General features: G+C 57.9%; 15 protein-coding genes and 1 pseudogene. 11 read left to right on the top strand and 5 right to left on the bottom strand.

Translation table 11 applies throughout. From position 1 onward, the window contains the following. The first annotated feature begins 19 nt into the window (after positions 1 to 19). On the top strand, positions 20 to 454 hold the full coding sequence (locus tag LNV07_RS24770) for a phosphatase PAP2 family protein (RefSeq protein WP_263573885.1): 435 nt from the start codon (positions 20 to 22) through the stop codon (positions 452 to 454). Positions 455 to 469: 15 nt separating this feature from the next. Here the strand turns inward: LNV07_RS24770 and LNV07_RS24765 are convergent, their stop codons facing one another. Beyond that, entirely contained in the window at positions 470 to 1390 is a 921-nt protein-coding gene (locus tag LNV07_RS24765; RefSeq protein WP_263573884.1) for a hypothetical protein, read from the bottom strand. A gap of 98 nt (positions 1391 to 1488) precedes the next feature. After that, positions 1489 to 2256: a hypothetical protein gene (locus tag LNV07_RS24760; protein ID WP_263573883.1), complete on the bottom strand. Its 768-nt coding sequence runs from the start codon at positions 2254 to 2256 to the stop codon at positions 1489 to 1491. 37 nt (positions 2257 to 2293) lie between these two features. Between LNV07_RS24760 and LNV07_RS24755 the strand changes: the two genes are divergently transcribed. From LNV07_RS24755 to LNV07_RS24735, 5 genes are all read left to right on the top strand, one after another. Further along, entirely contained in the window at positions 2294 to 2593 is a 300-nt protein-coding gene (locus LNV07_RS24755) for a hypothetical protein (protein ID WP_263573882.1), read from the top strand. An 87-nt stretch (positions 2594 to 2680) separates the two neighbouring features. Next, the gene (locus tag LNV07_RS24750) at positions 2681 to 3100 is read left to right on the top strand and encodes an Hsp20/alpha crystallin family protein (protein WP_263573881.1); all 420 of its coding nucleotides are present in this window, start codon (positions 2681 to 2683) and stop codon (positions 3098 to 3100) included. 179 nt (positions 3101 to 3279) lie between these two features. After that, positions 3280 to 3804: a flavodoxin family protein gene (locus tag LNV07_RS24745; protein WP_263573880.1), complete on the top strand. Its 525-nt coding sequence runs from the start codon at positions 3280 to 3282 to the stop codon at positions 3802 to 3804. Positions 3805 to 3870: 66 nt separating this feature from the next. Then, positions 3871 to 4221, top strand: coding sequence for a hypothetical protein (locus LNV07_RS24740; protein WP_263573879.1), 351 nt, complete (start codon positions 3871 to 3873; stop codon positions 4219 to 4221). Positions 4222 to 4412: 191 nt separating this feature from the next. Continuing rightward, positions 4413 to 4604 (top strand): hypothetical protein, encoded by a 192-nt coding sequence (locus tag LNV07_RS24735; protein ID WP_263573878.1) that lies wholly within the window; start codon positions 4413 to 4415, stop codon positions 4602 to 4604. A gap of 7 nt (positions 4605 to 4611) precedes the next feature. Here the strand turns inward: LNV07_RS24735 and LNV07_RS24730 are convergent, their stop codons facing one another. Next, a complete protein-coding gene (locus LNV07_RS24730; protein WP_263573877.1) occupies positions 4612 to 5136 on the bottom strand; it encodes a GYD domain-containing protein in 525 nt (174 codons plus the stop codon). 531 nt (positions 5137 to 5667) lie between these two features. On the opposite strand from LNV07_RS24730, the gene LNV07_RS24725 reads away from it, so the two are divergent. The 3 genes from LNV07_RS24725 to LNV07_RS24715 all read left to right on the top strand — a co-directional run bounded on the left by LNV07_RS24725 (position 5668) and on the right by LNV07_RS24715 (position 16006). Further along, positions 5668 to 7218, top strand: a complete 1551-nt coding sequence (locus LNV07_RS24725) for a ShlB/FhaC/HecB family hemolysin secretion/activation protein (protein WP_263573876.1) — start codon at positions 5668 to 5670, stop codon at positions 7216 to 7218. Positions 7219 to 7313: 95 nt separating this feature from the next. Next, on the top strand, positions 7314 to 15353 hold the full coding sequence (locus LNV07_RS24720) for an MBG domain-containing protein (protein WP_318013807.1): 8040 nt from the start codon (positions 7314 to 7316) through the stop codon (positions 15351 to 15353). Positions 15354 to 15406: 53 nt separating this feature from the next. Beyond that, the gene (locus tag LNV07_RS24715) at positions 15407 to 16006 is read left to right on the top strand and encodes an OmpA family protein (protein WP_263573874.1); all 600 of its coding nucleotides are present in this window, start codon (positions 15407 to 15409) and stop codon (positions 16004 to 16006) included. 37 nt (positions 16007 to 16043) lie between these two features. On the opposite strand, the gene LNV07_RS24710 is transcribed toward LNV07_RS24715, so the two are convergent. Continuing rightward, positions 16044 to 16973, bottom strand: coding sequence for a LysR family transcriptional regulator (locus tag LNV07_RS24710; RefSeq protein ID WP_263573873.1), 930 nt, complete (start codon positions 16971 to 16973; stop codon positions 16044 to 16046). A 70-nt stretch (positions 16974 to 17043) separates the two neighbouring features. Here LNV07_RS24710 and LNV07_RS24705 point away from each other — a divergent pair, with 70 nt between their 5' ends. After that, the gene (locus LNV07_RS24705; protein ID WP_318013806.1) at positions 17044 to 17694 is read left to right on the top strand and encodes a LysE family translocator; all 651 of its coding nucleotides are present in this window, start codon (positions 17044 to 17046) and stop codon (positions 17692 to 17694) included. A 10-nt stretch (positions 17695 to 17704) separates the two neighbouring features. Then, positions 17705 to 17944: a hypothetical protein gene (locus LNV07_RS24700; protein ID WP_263573871.1), complete on the top strand. Its 240-nt coding sequence runs from the start codon at positions 17705 to 17707 to the stop codon at positions 17942 to 17944. A gap of 510 nt (positions 17945 to 18454) precedes the next feature. Here LNV07_RS24700 and LNV07_RS24695 read toward each other — a convergent pair. Continuing rightward, positions 18455 to 19570: pseudogene (locus LNV07_RS24695) on the bottom strand (hypothetical protein); the annotation flags it as partial.

The raw sequence follows: 19570 nt of genomic DNA, 5'->3' as shown, positions 1-19570 counted from the left end.
CGACTTTTTGAGTTACGCCATGCCTGCCGCGACCTTGGCCTATGCCTTGTGGCAAGAGGATTACCCCGGTGCTTGGCAATTCGCAGGCTCGTTCACGCTGACGCTGGCCGCCACCGAAGTTTTGAAGCGAAGCACGCGGGTGACGCGGCCGGATCAAAGCAATGATCAGTCATTTCCGTCCGGCCATGCGGCCCGTGCTTTTGCCTCCGCGACCTATCTGCACAGACGCTATGGGTTTGAGCAAGCTTGGCCAAGCTATCTGCTGGCGGGCTATGTCGGCTACACGCGCGTGGAGGCGAATCGGCACCGCTGGACCGATGTGCTCGGTGCAGCGGCCGTGGCGGGCGTTTCCAGTTGGTGGCTGGTGGATCCCAGCAATCGGCAGCGGCCGGCGCTGTCGCTGTTGCTGGGGCACAAAGAGCTGATCGTTCAGCTCGATATTGCGCTGCCTTGATAGGGCCGCGCGACATCAGCGCCGCAAGTTGCTGGCGAGGCTGGCCGCGTTGGGGAAACGCGTTGCTTCATCATTGAGCCAGGCGCCCAAGCTGGGGTTGGCCAGCAACTCGAACAAAGAGCGTGGCTGCCCGTTGACATAAGCCACCTTGCTGATCAGGCGTACGCCATGACTGTAGTCGGCATAACTCGCCCCATGGACGGTTGACAAGGGCTGTATAGGGGCGCCGATGCTGCGGTGCCAGCCGTAAATCGCTACCCGCCCCGTTTGGCTCCACAATCGCGGCGTCAAGACCAGATCCTTTTTATGCCCGGCCATCAACCATGCCGCATCGCCGTCGGCGGAAGGCTCGCGCTGAGTCCGCAGTTTGCTCAAGAGTTGCGCCTGCACCATGGCGTTGTGTCGCACAAAATAAGCGGTTGATCGCATCAATGCGCCCGCTGGCATAGGCTGAGGGTTCAAGCGCAGAGTCGAACGCTGATAGATCAGATCAACGATGGCTCGCGTTGGCAGCGTGAAACCGAAGCTCGTGGCAACGGCCAATGCCGTGTTCAGGCCCATTGGTACGCGCAAAAAATCGTTGTCGCTGCCAAGGCTCAAATAATCGGCCAGCACACAAAGTGTCAACCGTAGCTGCTCACCACCGGCTGACATCAGGTTGATGTGGAGCGGCCGCGCCTGGCGCAGGAAGCCCGGAAGGTTGCCGGCCAACAATTCGCTGTGAATCGCGGCCTCGCGTTGCTCATCGCTGACATCGGCCATTGCAGCGATGAATTCGCCGGCCGTTGGCGCCTGACCCGCGCGTGGCGGAATTGCCTGCGCGGCTTGGGCGCAAATGCCGCTGTCTGCTAGCGCGGCCGCGCCGCAAGAAGTGCCAAGGGCCAGGATGAAGTGCAGCCGGATGCGGGCGCGTCGGACTGGGGACTTGATGCTCATCAAGCAGGTTTATTCTGTCGGGGCGTCGATGTTAACGCCATCTCCGAGCATCAATGATTGGCGGCTTCCGGTGCCGCCAATCACATCCCCCCCCGGTCTCACGCGGCGGGCGATACGGCAAGGCGGCGCTTGCTGCCCGAGCCCGAGCCATTACCGGTCTTGACCACAGGCCGCGCCGTCGACCGGGCTTTGCTCTTGCCGGCTTTGGCCGGCTTTGCAGCCTTGCTGTGCGCGGCCTTTGGCAGGGCCGTCCCCTTGCCTGCCGAAGCGTCCCGCAACCCTTCGGCTGTACCGGCCATCACCTTGCGCAGGGCATCTGCGGTCATATTGCCGACACCATCGGCCACCTTGACCGCGCTCTTGACAACCACCTTGCTGATCAGCGCCACATTGCCGCCGGTTTCCCTGACGGCCTGCACGATCCCCCCCATTGCACGCAGGGCGACCGTCGCCACATCGGCGCCCAAGAGATTGGCCTGACGCATTGAGGTCTTGATGACTTCCTTGGCCGCCACCGCGACATCGCCCTGCACATCATGAACGCCATTGATCACGCCACGAGCCACCGCCTTGATGGAGACCGCCAGCTCGGTGCCGAGTTGCTCGGCGGCCTCGACCGCACCGCTGACAACGTCGCGGATGACGCCATTCAACTCTTGCGCAATATGGCCGCCGGCTCGCAAGGTCTGCGCCACCGTGCCTCGTACCAGATCGGCGATTTCAACCTCAATCTTCTCGATTCCCTGCATGCTGAGCGCAACGCCTTGCTTGATCGAGGTGCCGGCCGGGCCAAGCGTGGGCAGGATGGCCTTGTGCTTTTGCTCCGCCGCCTTGCTAGCCTTGCTCGCACTTGTTGTTTTACTCACCTTGTCAGTCAAGCCGCCGTTCCCGCCCCGGTTCTTCTTGACGGCAGATTTGATTCCTTGTGCTGCACTTTTGCCGTTGCCGGACAAAGCCTGCCCACCCAAATCCTGTCGACTTGCCGGCGATTTGCGGGTCAGGGCTTTGCTTGCTTTTGTTGTCGTGCTCATCATGAATCTCCAAGTTAGGGATGTTCTACCGGATTGGATAGCAGCAGCAAAGGTAGCGCTCTTGAGGGGCGGCAAATTGAGGAAACTCAGCCATGCCTTGCAATTCCCGGTTCCGCTCCGTTTGCTCGTTTCACTTGCGCTTGCTCAATCCTGCGAGATGCCCGATTTTTAGACTTTGGACTGTCGGGTTGTGCGTTGCGCCGCTTGCTCTGGATCGGCCTCGATGCAGCCTCAGACATCAACCAAATGGAGTTCAATCATGACTGCCTTGACCCGTCTGCAACGTTTTGACGACATGTTTCCTGACCTGTTCCGCCGCTTTGCCCGGCCTATGCAATTGAGCGATGAAGCGCCCGCCGATATTCGCATCGACGTGGTGGAAAACGACCGTGACTACGTGGTGCGTGCCGAAATACCTGGCGCCAAAAAAGACGATATCCGTGTCGCCGTCGAAGGCAACTTTGTCTCGATCTCTGCCGATATCAAGCGCGAGCGCGAAGAGAAGTCAGGCAGCCGTGTATTGCTGAAGGAGACCTATTTCGGCAGCGCCTCGCGGGGCTTCTCCTTGGGTCATGAGATCGACGACAAGGAGGTGGTGGCCAAGTTGGAGGACGGTGTTCTCAAGCTGACCTTACCCAAGCGCGAAGGCTCGCGCACGCGCGCCATCACGATTCAATAGGGTTCGCACCAGCCAGCTTGCGAGGGCCGGAAGTTGCTTTTTCTCGGCCTTCGCATTCGGGACAACATCTGTTGGGTCTGCATGCGGGACAGCATTCGAACAATGCTTTCGCGGATTACGGCGAAGGGCAAAGAGCAAGGTGTTCGTTTCGCCGTTGATGCCGACCAGGAGTTTGAGTGATGAAGACTTTGTTGGTGTACTACTCACGCAGTGGCAATACCCGCAAGTTGGCGCAGCAATTGGCCGAGCAGTGCGGGGCCGATATCGAACAAATCATTGATCAGCGTGAACGCACGGGTTTGGTCGGCTATTTCCGTTCGGCGTTGGAGGCCTTGTTGGGTATTCGGCCGCCGATACACGCCAGTAAATTCAAACCGCAGGACTACGAGCTGATTGTCATTGGCGGGCCGATATGGTTCTGGAACATGGCCAGCCCGGTGCGCAGCTATGTGGTGCAACATGGTGCGAACTTCAATCGCGTGGCCTTCTTTTTGACTTGTGGAGGTTCGGGTCAGGAAAAAGTGTTTGCCGACTTGGAGCGCTTGTGCGGCAGACGCGCTTGCGCCCGATTGGCATTGACCGAACATCAATTGCATCAGTACCGGCAGTCCTCGGCGCTGGGCAGATTCGTCAAAAAATTCGAACAAGAGCGGGCCTCTGATGGCGGCGAGGCGGGCGGCTTGGATTCGCACCTGGCCGCTTGAGAGCAAATTATTGCGGTCTTCCCGGGCCGTTATTGATATTCACGCCATGCGCTGAAAGGTTTTGCAATGAACAAGCAGGCAAGTCGATCGAAACCGCGCCGGCAGCCCGTCCGCAAGGAGGTCAAACCGGGGCCTCCAGCGAGCGATAAGGATGCGGCAGCCTTGATTGAGCCGAGTGAGCCGATAGCTCTAAAACCGGACGGCTACTACTGGCAGACCGAGAATGGTCGCCGGGAGTTTGGCCCCTTCGAAAGCTATGAGTTGGCCGCTGCGGATATGCATGTCGGTGAAGAAAACCTTGGTACGACCAACAACTTGACCGAAGTTGAAGACGAAATTGGTGTGGCCAGTTGGATAGATGCAGATACAGGCACGCTCGCGGAAGGGCAATCGCCACCTCATTTGGAGGGTGAGTGAAGATTCCAAGGGCTGAGTTGAGCCCAAAAGTCGGCCTGGAATCGCCGACTTGATCGGTTTTGAGGGCGAGATCAATCATGTGCGGCGAGACACGCGCTTGATGAATTGAAGTCGTTTGTTTAGCTGGGCGCCCTTAGGTCTTTTTTCTTTTGCGCGGCGACTCTATTTTTGCCGCCTTCATGGGACTCGTCATGATTCGAAATCAACGCTTGCGCCGTGTCTGTGTTGCGGTTTTGTTCACGGTGGCCGTATTGCTGATGCTTTTCTCACCGCCCGTGAAAGGCGGGTTACTGGTCTTCGCCTTAGGCGTTCTGCTCGAATTGGCGGGATTGGCATTGCAATGGTGGAGTGATCGGCAAGAACCGCAGCCGGGTCGAAAGTGAAAGCCGATCAGCGCTTGGCTGGGCTACGTTCGAAATATTGTTGAGACGCGGTGATGAACTGGCTGACCATATACCGGTCATATCTGGAGGCAAAGCCGATGCGTAGACCCTCACGGGATTCGGGTTGGGCTCTGGGTGAGACTTGGATGGACGCCGGATTCGGTTCGGCAGCTTGTTCAGGGTTTTGTATTGGGTGACCGGATTTGGCGTTTATGGCGCGCACCGAATTCGGAGCTTTCGTACGCTGAAGCATCTGCTTGAAATCGGCCCAAGGCATGGCTGTGCAAGTCTCGGCGGTGTCAGTCTGATGGCTGTCCAACCATCTCAACGCGCGTCCTGCCTCCGCCATGTCGGGTGCCGAGAAGATGTCAATGTGATCCCATGGCCCGAGCAGTGAATAGCCAAACAGGCGTTTCACTGCAGGGCAAGCGGATTGCATCTGTTCTGCCGCCTTGCCAGAGGGGGGCTCAAATAGACGGGACTTTGGAACGGCTTGGTCGGCCGAATTGGTCAGGATTACAAAATTAGGCATAGGAACCTCGTTTGTGGCGCCATCTGGCGGCCAGGAGAGGCAGCTTAGCTTTAGGTGTTTGCAAGCAATTGCTCATACTCAACGTCTGCTGAGGTGGGCTTTTGAGATTGCCAGGCGCAAGCATCGTGCATAGCGCCGATGTCTCAAGTCAATTCCTGGCTCGCTTATATGGGATACGGACGAAGTGCTCGGGATACGTTTACCGCCAGCAAGTCAATGGACAAACCATATATAGACAAAGGCCGCCGAAAATCGTGCTTTTTCACCCCAATACGCTGAATTGAGGGATGGTAAGTACAGTCCGTGACCACTAGCATTCGGCTTACAAGAAGCTGGACTCAGGGTCTATCGAAAATAGGCTGGCCCTGAGTAGGGCACCCTTCGCCTACACCCTTTGCCTATAAGCAGCAGCTGTTTGAGCAATCAACTCGACCATGGTACGAAAGTAGTTGGAAACCGATGAAATCCACTTTTGATTGCGAATTCCGTAAAGCTTGCCTTGGCTTGTTCTTAACCGTCGCAATGCCGGCCTTGGCTCAAACTGTTGAAAGCCGCATGCAGGTCAACGAGTTCAAGGTCAGCGGCAACAGCTTGTTGACCCAAACCGAGGTTGACGCGATCCTGGCACCGTTCAAAGGGTTGCGCACTTTGGACGAACTCAAGCAGGCCGCACTGGCATTGCAAGAGCGCTACCGCAAGGCCGGTTATGGTGCCGTGATCGCCTTTGTGCCTGAACAGACAGCGATCAATGGCACTGCCAGCATCGCCGTGCTTGAAGGCCGCATCAGCCGGGTCGAGGTGACGGGTAACCGGCAGTTCAGCGAGGACAATATTCGCCGCAGCTTGCCCGCACTTGCCCCCGGGCGGACCCCAGAAGTGCAGTTGATTGATTTGCAGATTCAGCTTGCCAATGAGAGTCCGGCCAAACAGGTCGCGGTGTCGCTGGAACCAGGCCAGAATCAAGGCGAAGTTGAAGCTCGGGTGCTGGTCTCCGAAAGTTCACCACTCCGCTGGACCACCGCGTTAGACAACACTGGCAATGCCAGCACGGGGCGGCTGCGCGCCAACCTCGGCGTCCATCATGCCGCCCTCTGGGATCTGGATCATGTCTTGTCCTTGCAATTCCAATTTGCGCCGGAGGAACTTAAGAAAGTGGCTGTCTACAGCGCCAGCTATCGGATTCCGCTCTACGCTCAAGGCATGACGCTGGATGCATTTCTGGCGCATTCCAATATCGACGGCGGCACATCAAATACCCCGGCCGGGCCCTTGGCCTTTAACGGCAGGGGCGATATTGCTGCCCTGCGCTTGAATAAATTCCTGCCTCGCCTGGGTGAGGTTGATCAGCGTTTGAGTGTGGGTTTCGATCAGCGTACCTATTTGAATGATTGCAATATTGCGGGCTTGCCGAGTGGTGCTTGCGGGTCGGCCGGTGAGAGCGTCACGGTGCAACCTTTGTCGGTTGAGTACAACGCGCAACGACAAGGCGAGTCGCCTCTTAGTGCCACGCTGACCCTGATCGGCAATACCAGCTTGGGCGGGCGCTACACCAGCCCGGCGCAGTTCGACGCGGTGCGAGTCGGTGCCAAACGCAGCTATGCGACCTTGCGACTGAACGCCAACGGCGGTTTCACCTTGCCCGATCAATGGCAAATACAGGCCCGGATCAGCAGTCAGTACAGTCCCGATGCCTTGGTTTCGGGTGAGCAATTCGGCTTGGGCGGTGCCAGTTCGGTGCGCGGTTACGAGGAGCGGGAGTTCGTCGGCGATAGCGGCGTTTTTGCTTCGCTGGAGCTGCATACGCCGAATCTGTCCAAGAATTTAGGCGGGGGTCTTGCTGAACAGCTGGCAGGCTTGCGCGCCTTGGCCTTTATTGATGGGGGCATGATCAGCAACCAGCTCGGCACCCCTTGTCATTACCAATCAAGCCGCTGCGGCATCGCCTCGGCAGGGCTGGGGCTGCGCCTCGGTGCCCGCCAATTGCAACTGCGCCTGGATGTGGCGCAGGCCTTGCGAACCGCCAATTTCACTCAGCGTAGCGATATCAAATTTCACTTTCAGGCCAGTTACAGCTTCATTTGATCAGGCCTGACGAGGCTCCCGGGGAATAGTTGCAAGGTTCATGACTGGGTGCTTTCGCCCTGGGTCAAAACTAGCCGCAAGCCGACTCGCACCGAATGAAGCAAGACAGAGAACAGCATATGAACAGCATCAATCACAGCAAGACCTTAAACCGTTTCGGGACGCTTGCTTCTGAGGGTCGCGTGCATGCGCCTCATCTGACGCCGCGCCGGCTCGTCTCGGCGCTGGCTGGAGGTTCCCTGCTGACCTTATCGCTGTCGATGTGTTTGTCGGCCTGGTCGGGCCAAACGAGGGCGCAGACCTTGCCCGGCGGAGCGAGTGTGCTGCGCGGCCAGGCGCAAATCAGCAGCAAGGGCAATGCGATGACGGTGGTCAATTCGCCCGGCACGATCTTGAACTGGAGCAGTTTTTCGGTCGGCGCACAGAACAGCGTGCGCTTCGAGCAGCAAAGCGCAGCCAGTCAGGTATTGAACCGTGTTACCGGCAATGACCCGACTAAGATTCTTGGCAGCCTGAGCAGCAACGGTAAGGTCTGGTTGATCAATCCGAACGGAGTCTTGTTTGGTCAGAGCGCGCGCGTCGACGTAGCCGGCCTAGTCACCTCCACCCTGAATTTGAATGACCAGGACTGGCTGGATGGTCATGCCAGCGGACGCTATAGCTTCGGTGCGCAGGCCCATGGCCTCCCCGCTGATGTACTCAATCAAGGTGAATTGCGCAGCAGCTTGGGAGGGCGCATCGCCTTGCTTGGCGGCAACGTGACCAACGAAGGCTTGATCGAGGCTAGCGGTGGCCAGATATTGCTCGCCGCCGGCAAGAGCATCGAGTTGGTCGACACCGGCTCGCCAAACCTAAGTGTGCGTGTCAGCGCGCCGCTGGGCCAGGCCCTTAATCTGGGCACGCTGGCCGCAGCCGGTGGACGCATTGATATTCACGCGGCGATGGTCAATCAGCAAGGCATTGCGCGGGCAGAGGCTTTGGCAACTGGCGCCGGTGGCGAGATCATCATGCGAGCCAGCGAGGCGCTGAACCTGTCGGCCAGCAGCCAAACCAGCGTTGATGGCGCTGGTCAGGGCGGCATCATCAGCGTAGACGCCGGTGTAGGCACCGCCTTGGTCAGCGGGAAGCTCAGCGCTATCGGCCAGCAGGGGCAGGGTGGGCAGATCAAACTTCTGGGGCGCCAGATCGGGCTGCAAGATGCAGCCAAGATCGATGCTTCGGGCCGGGCAGGCGGTGGAGAGGTCTTCGTTGGTGGCGGTCAGCAGGGCAAAAATACAAGCTTTGTGAACGCTGAGGCGGTCTTTTTTGGCCAGGGTGCCAGCATCAGCGCTGATGCGTTTGAGATGGGTGATGGAGGCCGCATCATTCTTTGGAGCGACAAGGCGACGCGTGCTTTCGGAAGCCTGAGTTCCCGAGGCGGGAGCTTGAACGGCAATGGTGGGTTCATCGAAACCTCGGGCGGCTGGCTGGATGCGCGGCCGGAGTCGATTCGCACCGATGCGGCTCATGGCAAGGGTGGGCTGTGGCTGTTGGATCCGTCGAATATTCGGATTGCTGATGCCCCTTTTAGCTCCAATATAAGCAGAGGTCCGATCTTCACCACGACTGGCGAGTCGGCGGTATTGTCAACTGTGGCCATCTCCAATGCGCTTAACCATGGGAATAATGTCAGTATCACCACGGGTGATGACGGCGGTCAGTTCGGTGACATCACCATGTCAAACGCGACGATCAGCGCCAATCCCTCTGTGCCGGTTAGTTTGATTCTGAATGCGCATCGAAATATTACGCTGGAAGGCAACTCGACGATAAAGACACAGGGCAGTCCATTGAGTGTGAACCTCAATGCTGGCGGCGGTGGTTTTGGAGGGGCGATAGTTGTTGCCAACAGCGTGATTAATACCGGCGGTGGTGACATTTACTTGGGTGGATCAACAACGCCGGTGGGTCCGAATATATCGGCGAGCCAGCCAAGCGCGGTTGGCTTTGATGGGCGAGCCGATGCAATTTCAATTTCAAACTCCGTTCTTAATGCCAATAAAATTGTCGCGCGCGGGTTTAGCACAGCCACATCATCGGAAGCTCATGGAATCAACGTGGGCTTTGGTTCTAGTTTGTTGGCGCGAGATATTGATTTGCTCGGGGCGGTCGATTCAAATGGGGATTTTTCTCGCGTAGGGATTATTTTAGGCGGAACGATTGCGGCAACGCATTCCATCAGTATTGATGGTCTCGTTAATTCGAGTGTCTACCGCTCCTCGAATTCACCATCAGGGGTGGTGTTGCTTGGGCGCCTCAGCCTTCTACCGTTGACGCAAGACGCAACGGCGTCAATGTCGATCACTGGGACGACAAATGATCGCCTCGATTTAAACCCTAGCCTTGGGAATTTATACGGGAGGGGGATTGTTTTTGCAAATTCTGGCGTTGCCTTGCAGGTCGGAGGTGGGGCCAGTGTCAATATATCTGGTTTCGATCACTCGCTAAACCATGGTCGCGGTAGCTCGATAGACCTGCTTGCCGGCTCCATCGACCTGTCATTGGCGGGTCGAACGTCGATCATTGGTAATGATAATGTGTATATGGGCTTGCCGGTTCTGGCTCCAACAGGTGTAGGGCTGGATATTGGTGCTGGCGGGAAGCTTAGTTTTGTTGGCGGTCGGTTGACCGGTAGTCCGTCATCGCTTGAAATTCAAGGTGAAAATCTGGACTTTCAAAAGGGTCTTATCTCGCTTGGTGGTGATGGAGACATATTGTTGAAGGCGGGTGGAAATTTTTCCGCCGCTACAGCAGGTGCTCTGAGTATTGTGGCAGGTGGTTCGCTGCAGGTGCAGGCGAACATCATTCAGCTGCATGAGGGGACTTCGCTTGGTTCGATGGCAAGCAAGGACGCGATCAGAATATCCGGCTTCGACGGATCGCCTGCCCAAGCTTTCATCTCTGATATTGGTGCGGGCTTGAATACACCGAATGGTCGCTGGTTGGTTTACGCCCAAAATCCGAATGCGCCCTTGTTTGGCAGGGGATCCTTGATGCCGGCCTTCAGCCAGCATAACGTCATCACCAAAGACACCCCGGTGGCTCAAAAGACCGGAAATGGTTTGTTGTTCGCCGATCCGCAATACATCGATTTCGATTCACTGTCCCTGAAAAAGGTCTATGACGGCGGCACCGGTGCGGGCAATAGTACTCACGGCGTCGGAGTACCCACTTGGTCAACAGATAAATTAGACGCAGCCAACCCCTTCACCTTTGCACGGAAGGATGTGGCGACCGGTTCCGACAGCATCCCCGTTACGGTGAATATGTTTGATTTCAATGGCGCACCGGTTTATGGATATTCGATGCGATTGGGCGGCGAAGAGATAGTGAAAACCGGACAAATCACGCCAAGGCTGTTAACGATTTCGGCGAGCAAGGTCTATGACGGCACGACTGGCCTGAATAGCGGTGTCGTGAACTTGGGTAACTTGGCCAGCGTTGGCGGTGTTACCGAAACCTTGAATTACAGGAATGCTGCCGCCAGCGACGCCAATGTAGCGACGGCTGCTAAGTTCATCAAGACGATCACTTTGGATGATGGAACCGGCCTCACCAGCAATTACCAGTTGCCAGCGACGCTTGATGCAGGCAACGCTCCCGTTCACATCGACAAAGCAATGTTGACCGTCTCGGCCGACAACAAGAGCCGCTTGTACGGCCAAGCCAACCCGGCGCTAACCACGACCGTCAGCGGTTTTGTCAATGGCGAAACGCTGCAGAATTCAGGCGTAACCGGCAGCGCAAGCGCCAGCGCGACGGCGGTGCCGAGCACGGGCGTGGGGCAGTCGGTGATTGCCGCCGGTGCGGGCAGCTTAGCCGCCGCAAATTACGAATTCAGCAACTTCAATAGCGGGACCTTGAACATTGACAAGGCCTTGTTGACCGTGTCGGCCGACAACAAGAGCCGCTTGTACGGCCAAGCCAACCCGGTGCTAACCACGACTGTCAGCGGTTTTGTCAACGGCGAAACGCTGCAGAATTCGGGCGTAACCGGCAGCGCAAGCGCCAGCACGACGGCGGTGCCGAGCACGGGCGTGGGGCAGTCGGTGATTACCGCCGGTGCGGGCAGCTTGGCCGCCGCAAATTACGAATTCAGCAACTTCAACAGCGGGACCCTGAACATTGACAAGGCCTTGTTGACCGTCTCGGCCGACAACAAGAGCCGCTTGTACGGCCAAGCCAACCCGGTGTTGACCACGACCGTCAGCGGTTTTGTCAACGGTGAAACGCTGCAGAATTCAGGCGTAACCGGCAGCGCCAGCGCCAGCACGACGGCGGTGCCGAGCACGGGCGTGGGGCAGTCGGTGATTACCGCCGGCGCGGGCAGCTTGGCCGCCGCGAATTACGAATTCAGCAACTTCAATAGCGGGACCCTGAACATTGGCAAGGCCTTGTTGACCGTTTCGGCCGACAACAAGAGCCGCTTGTACGGCCAAGCCAACCCGGTGCTGACCACGACCGTCAGCGGATATGTCAACGGCGAAACGCTGCAGAATTCAGGCGTAACCGGCAGCGCCAGCGCCAGCACGACGGCGGCGCCGAGCACGGGCGTGGGGCAGTCGGTGATCACCGCCGGCGCGGGCAGTTTGGCCGCCGCAAATTACGAATTCAGCAACTTCAATAGCGGGACCCTGAGCATTGACAAGGCCTTGTTGACCGTTTCGGCCGACAACAAGAGTCGCTTGTACGGCCAAGCCAACCCGGTGCTAACCACGACTGTCAGCGGCTTTGTCAACGGCGAGACCCTGCAGAATTCGGGTGTGACCGGCAGCGGCAGCGCCAGCACGACGGCGGTGCCGAGCACGGGCGTGGGGCAGTCGGTGATCACCGCCGGCGCGGGCAGCTTGATCGCCGCGAATTACGAATTCAGCAACTTCAACAGCGGGACCTTGAACATTGACAAGGCCTTATTGACCGTCTCGGCCGACAACAAGAGCCGCTTGTACGGCCAAGCCAACCCGGTACTAACCACGACCGTCAGCGGTTTTGTCAATGGCGAAACGCTGCAGAATTCAGGCGTAACCGGCAGCGGCAGCGCCAGCACGACGGCGGTGCCGAGCACGGGCGTGGGGCAAGTCGTCATCAGCGCAAGCAAAGGCAGCTTGGCCGCCGCAAATTACGAATTCAACAACTTCAATAGCGGGACCCTGAACATTGGCAAGGCCTTGTTGAGCGTTTCGGCCGACAACAAGAGCCGCTTGTACGGCCAAGCCAACCCTGTGTTAACCACGAGTGTCAGCGGTTTTGTCAATGGCGAAACGCTGCAGAATTCGGGCGTGACCGGCAGCGCAAGCGCCAGCACGACGGCGGTGCCGAGCACGGGCGTGGGGCAAGTCGTCATCAGCGCCAGCACAGGCAGCTTGGCCGCCGCGAATTACGAATTCAGCAACTTCAATAGCGGGACCCTGAGCATTGACAAGGCCTTGTTGACCGTTACGGCCAAAGATCAAACCCGCAAGTATGGGGAACTCAATCCAGTCTTTGCGCAGGTCATCAGCGGCTTTGTCAACAACGAGACTAGCGCTGTGGTCATCGGTAGTGCCGTGGGTCACAGTGATGCAAACTCGCTTACTGGCGTGGGTAGCGCGTTGATCACCGGCAGCAGTGCCGGCCTGAGTGCCAGCAACTATGACTTCATTGCGGCAAATGGCACGCTCAGCATCTCCAAAGCCCCACTCACCGTTACTGCCGTGCCAATGAGCAAGACCTATGACGGCAAGGCTTTTGCAGGGGGCAATGGAGTTATTTTCAGCGGTTTCGCCAATGACGAGTCGGGTTCGGTTTTGGGCGGGACACTCGGTTTTTCTGGCAGCAGTCAGGGCGCACGCAATGCGGGCAACTATGTGATGACTCCGCAAGGTTTGGCCGGTGTTAACTACGCTATCAACTTTGTAGACGCCCTCTTGACGATTGACCGTGCCCGCGTCAGCGCAGTGACTGGCATCACGGCCGAAAACAAGGTCTATGACCGAAATACCGATGTCAAAGTGAATAGCGGCACAGCGGTGTTCCTGGGAATGGTTGCGGGTGACAGCCTGAGCGTTGCTACGGCAAAGGGTAGCTTTATCGATAAGACTGCTGCGATCGGCAAGACGGTCAACATCATCGGCTTGAGCCTAAGTGGCCCTGATGCCGGCAATTACACGCTCGACAACACCACGGCATCCACGCAGGCCGATATCGCGCCGGTCAAGCTCAGTCTCGGTGGTTTGACGGTGAACAGCCGCACCTATGACGGTGGCCTGGTCGCGACGGTCAGTGGCAATGCCAGCGTGAATGCATTGCCCGGTGATACGGTCAATGTCACGCCGGGTTCGGCCAGCTTTAAGGATAAGAACGTCGGTAGCGCCAAGCCCGTCGTGCTCAGTGGGTTCGGCCTGAGCGGGTCGGATGCAGGCAACTACATGCTTTCGCCACCGACCGCACTGAACGCCAATATCAGCCCCGCCGTACTTCAGTACGTGGCCAGCCCCGTCAAAAAAGGAGTTGGTGAAGCGGCTCCCCAATTGCTAGGGTCGGTGAGCGGCTTTGTCGGCAGCGACACGCTTCAAAATGCCGTCACTGGGTCTTTGGTATTTAGCACCCAAGCCGATGCGCAGGCACCCGCTGGAACCTACGCGGTACTGGGATCAGGTCTGCAGGCCACTAACTACAACTTCACACAGGCAGCGACCAATGCAGTCGCACTGACCGTCACGACCCTTAGCCCGGCCGCGACCTTGAACCAAACCGTCAGCACCGCCCTCAATTCGGTGGTCAAAGTGGGTGAACAGTCGGTCCAAAGCGGGACGGGCGGACTACTCGACATGATGCAAGCTCCAAGTGCCGGGGTGCAGTCATCTGTGGTCGCATCCGTTACACCGACCGCGCCCAGTGAGTCCCCCGAGGCGCTCGCTTACACCTCGCCCTCTGCCTCGAGCGTGTTCGCCGCGCCTGTCCCGGCCGTAAATACAGTAACGGCAGCAATGGCCGCCCCCGGCGTATCCTTTGACCAAGTGTTGGTAGGCAGCATGTCCCTGGAGGCCCTGACCGATCTACTGAATTCACGTGAAATCTATAAAAAGGCCTTGTTTGCCGACGCCATTCATCAATTGGAGCTCAATGAAAATTTGGCCGATCTGCATGTTTGTCTAACTTTGGAAGAGCTTGACTCCGGCAATTGCCTGATAACCGAAGAGTTGAAACAGAAGGCTCTGGCCAGCAAGGTTTCCATCAATGCCCAAGTGCAAGCTTCTTCGGCAGGGGCGAAGACGGAAACAAAAATAGAAGCACAAGCACAAGCACAAGCAGAAACGAAGGCGGTAATGTCGAGTGCCGGCTTGCCAGAGAGGCGCCGTGTCAAGGCTGCCGCATTGCCGCAAATTGTGCGAAAGGTAGCGGTCGTTTTCGGCATCGACGAGTACGCGGATTTGAGTATTCCAAAACTAAGCAATGCGGTGAAAGATGCCCGCGCCATGGCCGAGTTGCTGGACAACTCACTAGGGTACGAAACATTGGTGATCCCGACGGCATCCAAGCGAGCGGTGGTTGCTACGCTTAATCGCTTGGCCTTGGAGCTTGGGCCCAAGGACTCGGTCGTGATCTATTACGCCGGCCATGGCGAGTTGGTCGAAGCGACCGGGCAGGGCTACTGGCAACTGGCTGACAGCAATGCCAAACGGCCGGAGACTTGGTTGTCCAACGCCGACATCAACCGCATCGTCGCGCAAATCGGAGCGTCTCAAGTGGCACTGATCTCGGATAGTTGCTTCTCGGGCTCCTTGGCCACGAAAGAGCGTATCCGCGCGGCGCCGGGATCCACCGATCCCAACGCGCTGTTGGCGCGCAAGTCGGTCGTCGTGATGTCCTCGGGCGGCAACGAACCGGTCTTCGATGAGGGCAAGAATGGCCATTCACCGTTCGCCTGGAGCCTGATGCAAAACCTCAAGCAGGTTAAAAGCTGGCAAACCGGCGGCAATCTATTCGAGCGGGTTCGTTTTGCTGTCGCAAAAGAGCTACCGCAGCGCCCTCGTTACAGTGCCTCCGGCGCTGGCGGTCACCAGAGCGGTGGTGACTATCTGTTTGAGCAACGCCAACTCGAAACTCGCAATTAATACCAACGGGAGGTCCCTTCAACGCCCATGCGATGGGGGACATAATCGGCGCATTGACCTCGTCCAAAGTGGAAATAGCTTTTGCCATGAAAAATAGCGTCCAAAGGATTTTGCTGCTCCTAAGCTTATGTACGCATTTCGCTCAAGCCCAGGCTCCGGTTGCGGTCTTAAGGGCTGATCAAGTCACGGAAGCAGCATTGATCGACGCCCTGGCGATTGACGGGCCTGAGCCGGTAGTCAATGCCTCGACCCGAGGTTTTCGTCCTGCAATAGTGAAGCCGGAGCTTGTCAAATCAGCCAAGCCCGGCCCGGGTAAAGCTAGCTTGCTGATCACTTTTGCATCCAACTCGGTCGAGTTGAGTGCTCAAACCAAGACCATGCTCGACACTCTCGCCGGGGCACTGCAGTCGGATAAATTGGCGGGTTTTAGCTTTCATGTCGAGGGGCATGCCGATCCGCTTGGTGATCCTGTCCTCAATCAAAAACTTTCCCAGCTTCGAGCCGAGGCGGTTGCCGGCTACTTGGTAGCTCAGCAGGGCGTCCTGCCAGAACGTCTCATGGCTGTGGGTAAAGGGTCTAGCGAATTGCTGAACAAGGTCCAGCCAGATGCCTCTGAAAATAGGCGTGTGACTATTGTGACCAGAAGAGATTGAGCTCGCTTCGGCCCTGCTCCAGTTGATGCTGGTGCGCTCAAATCGTGGCGTTGTGGCTGAGTTCGCCGTGGGTACCGTCGAACTTGAGGGCCAGAAAATCCACCAAACTGCGTACTCTTGTCGGCACAAAGCGACTGCTGTGAAAGACTGCATGAATGGGGTATTCCTCACCGGCCCAAGCGGGTAGCAGGCGCACCAGAGCCCCCGAATTCAACTGCTGCTGCAGATTGATTTGCGCCTTGAACATCACGCCGACGCCTGCCAGAGCCCATTGCTGGTTCAATGACGCATCGTTCGACCAGCGGTCGCCTTGCACCTTGACGGTCGCGGATTCGCCGGTCTGTTTGTGCAATCGCCATTCGGTCAAGCGGCGGCCCGCCACATTGATGCTCAGGCAGTTGTGCCTGGCCAGATCTTGGGGTGTTTCGGGGCTGCCGTGCACTCGCAGGTAGGCAGGCGCAGCGCACAGCACCCGTTGAGTCGAAAACAGCTTGCGTGCCACCAGACTGGAGTCCTGCAAACTGCCCATGCGCAAGGCCAGGTCGACTTTGTCGCGCACCAGATCCTGCATGCTTTCTGCCACGCTCAAATTCATCTGCAGGCCGGGGTTTTCCGCCTGAAATTCATTCAGCCAAGGTATCAACACCTGCCTTGTCAGATCCGGCGGCGCGGCCAGTCTGATGACTCCGCGCAGAGCGCGGGCATCGCTTGTGGCTTGAGCCTCGCCTTCTTGCAGCAGATCCATGGCGCGGCTGGCGTAGTCCAGCAGGGTTTGGCCGGCATCGGTCAAGCGCATCGCTCGGGTCGAGCGTTCAAACAAGCGCACGCCCAGCTGCGTTTCAAGGCGTTTGAGCGTGGCGCTCGTGGCGGCGGGTGTCAGCTCCAGCGCCCGCGCCGCAGCGGTCAGGCTGCCACCTCTTGCGGTCTCGACCAGCACATGCAGGTCCTGTAGATTTTCAATCTTCATTTGAATGTATTGAAAATTTTCATTGATTATAAAACAAGGTGTTAAAGGTACATTGACGTTCTGCTTGCAAATGACTGCGCTTATGAGTTTCTCGACTTGGCTTCTTTTCCTCGGCGTTTCCTTGCTCACGACCCTCAGCCCCGGGCCCGGTGTGCTGTTGGCGGTGAGTAATTCCGTTAGCCAGGGATTGATGAGAACCATGTTGAGTTCCCTGGGCAATGCACTGGGCATTGTGCTGGTGTCAAGCGCAGCAATGGCAGGCTTGGGGGCGGCAATGGCTGCCTCGGCCCTGTTGTTCGCCGGGATGAAGTTGGCGGGGGCCGGGTATTTGATCTACTTGGGGATCAAGCAATGGCGCAGCCTAGGCAATGTATTTGCCACGGCGCCGCGGAGTAGCGGGCTCGTTCAGCGCTCGGCGCCTAGCCTGCTGATGCAAGGTTTGCTGGTAGCGCTGACCAATCCAAAGAGCATTTTGTTCTTTACAGCCTTGTTTCCCCAGTTCATTCATACCGAACTGCCGGTGCTGCCGCAATTCATGCTTTTGACCGCGACTTTTGTCGCCTGCGCCTTGCTGTCGCACGCCCTCTACGCGAGTCTCGCCCGCCATGTTGGCGGTTTTTTCTCGACCCGGCGAAGGGTGGTCTGGTTCAACCGGGGTTCGGGCGGCGCCTTTGTATTCCTGGGTCTGAGCTTGGTGCGGCTACATAGCCCGGCGGCTTGAATCAAATGCCTTGGCAAGTCGGCTGACGGCAACGGTTTTGGCCGTGGTGCTGGGCATGGCTTGGCGGGAATTGCTGGACTACGAGGTCTCTCGTCTGGACGAGCGCCTGTGCATGGAGGCGCGTCGTGCGGCCGGTCAAGGCCGCGGCGGGAGGGGCGAAGACCGGTTCGTGGCGTTGCTGGACTTGCACTGGCCGCAATGGCGGGAAGCGCGCAAGGAGTTGAATGCGTTGCCGCTGGGGTTGGCATAGACGACTCAAGGTGAGCGCGAGATTCAGGGTTCTGGAATTGACCAGGGGCCAGCTGGACCAGGGAAAAACCGGGCGAGGCGGTCAGTTACCAAAATTTTTCGGGAGGTTACCGAAATTCCTAGTCAGGTGACACAAAACTAGCCCTCCGATGCCACAGGCAAGTTGTTGATTTAATTGGGAAGCCAAGGTAACAAGGGGCACCTTTGCGGTTCGCTCTCGGGCATCAAACCATCCCCCCAGGGCTGTGATTGCCGCAATACATCCCCCTGCTGAGCGGTAAGTTGACCGCAAATCCTCCCCCGCCTCCCAGGGTGTAGGCCGCAACGGTCTTTATTGAGAAAGGCATGGCCCACCTCGACAACAAGCCACCTCTCTGAGGGCGGGCCGCCTGAGACGCGCGCGGATTTGCCAATAGCGTGTGGCAGTCCGGTTGAGGCCGCCGAGTACCCAACCGACCTTGTGAATCGCCTCCGAGCGAAAGTTATTCGACCGAGCGGCATCAAAGGTCAACTACAAGACCGCAAGATAGACTCTTTCCCACACGGGCAGATTGCTAGGTTGCGGTCTGTGACGCTTGCCTAAGCTGACCCACGCGATAGGATGGTGATCCCATTCTGACCAGAAGCCGAGCTCACGTCGCTGGTCTGCGTGGTCGTCGAGGAGCTCGTAGGGGCGGAGGCAGGTGCCTTTCAGCAGCAAGCTCTGGTGCCATCGCCTCGCGGCCCGCAATGCCACTTCTTTACATGCCTGCAACAAGCCCATCGTGAGCTCGCGGTTCGACACAAAAAACCAGCTCTGTGAGGGTTCAAATCCGAGCAATCGGGCCAATAATCCGTTGTCGATGATGACTTGGTGCCTGTTTACCATGCCAAAGCCGACTCGCCCCTCGAACTGCGCCCGCCAGAGAACCCTCGCGTGTACCTCAGGAGGAACGATTGGGTTTGTAGGTACCGGAACGCCATCGGAGTACAGCGTGAAGTGCTGGGCAAATCGTTGATCGTCATCCGTCGGCAGCATTTCCAACTCGGCAGCAAGCTTTTCGTACTCGCCGAGCCTCGGTTGCCTCCAAGTGGCGTTGCAGGAGTACCAGAAGGGCCCCAAAGTCGAGACTGGTGATCCAGGACTACTCGCCGGACCTTCCGGCACTAAGCGAAGAAGCGTGTCAAATATAGCCACCCCGCGCTCGCGCATTCTGCTGTCCCATTCCCATGTTTCAGCACCCCGCTCAATGTTCCACACATCGAGGTTCCGCCAGTGCACGAATTCGTCGTTCTCCAGACTGGCCAGCCATCCGCTAAGGCATTCGAGACCGATGATGCCGATGGGACCTCCCCAGCGCGTCTGACGAGGAGATCCGTTGTAGCTGCCACACCACGACCAACCGCAGCTTGCACAGTTGAGCCGAAGTGCCGTGCTCTGACGGTAGGGCGGCGTAGGAGCGCTGCAGTGCAGGCAATTCGACAAGAGTGGCTCGTCGTGGATCAGGCAGGTTGACAGTCCCATAATCTGGCATGTCGAAGCCTGAAAACCCGACGCCATGCACGACCGACAGAAGCGCATGCGTTCATCGTTCGCAATGTGTCGCGCATACGTTGGCATCAGTTTTGCCAGGCTCCTGTCGGCTAC

It is taken from the genome of Roseateles oligotrophus (assembly GCF_025717515.1).
GTDB lineage: Bacteria > Pseudomonadota > Gammaproteobacteria > Burkholderiales > Burkholderiaceae_C > Paucibacter_A > Paucibacter_A oligotrophus.
This window is presented reverse-complemented; position numbering and strand designations above follow the sequence as displayed.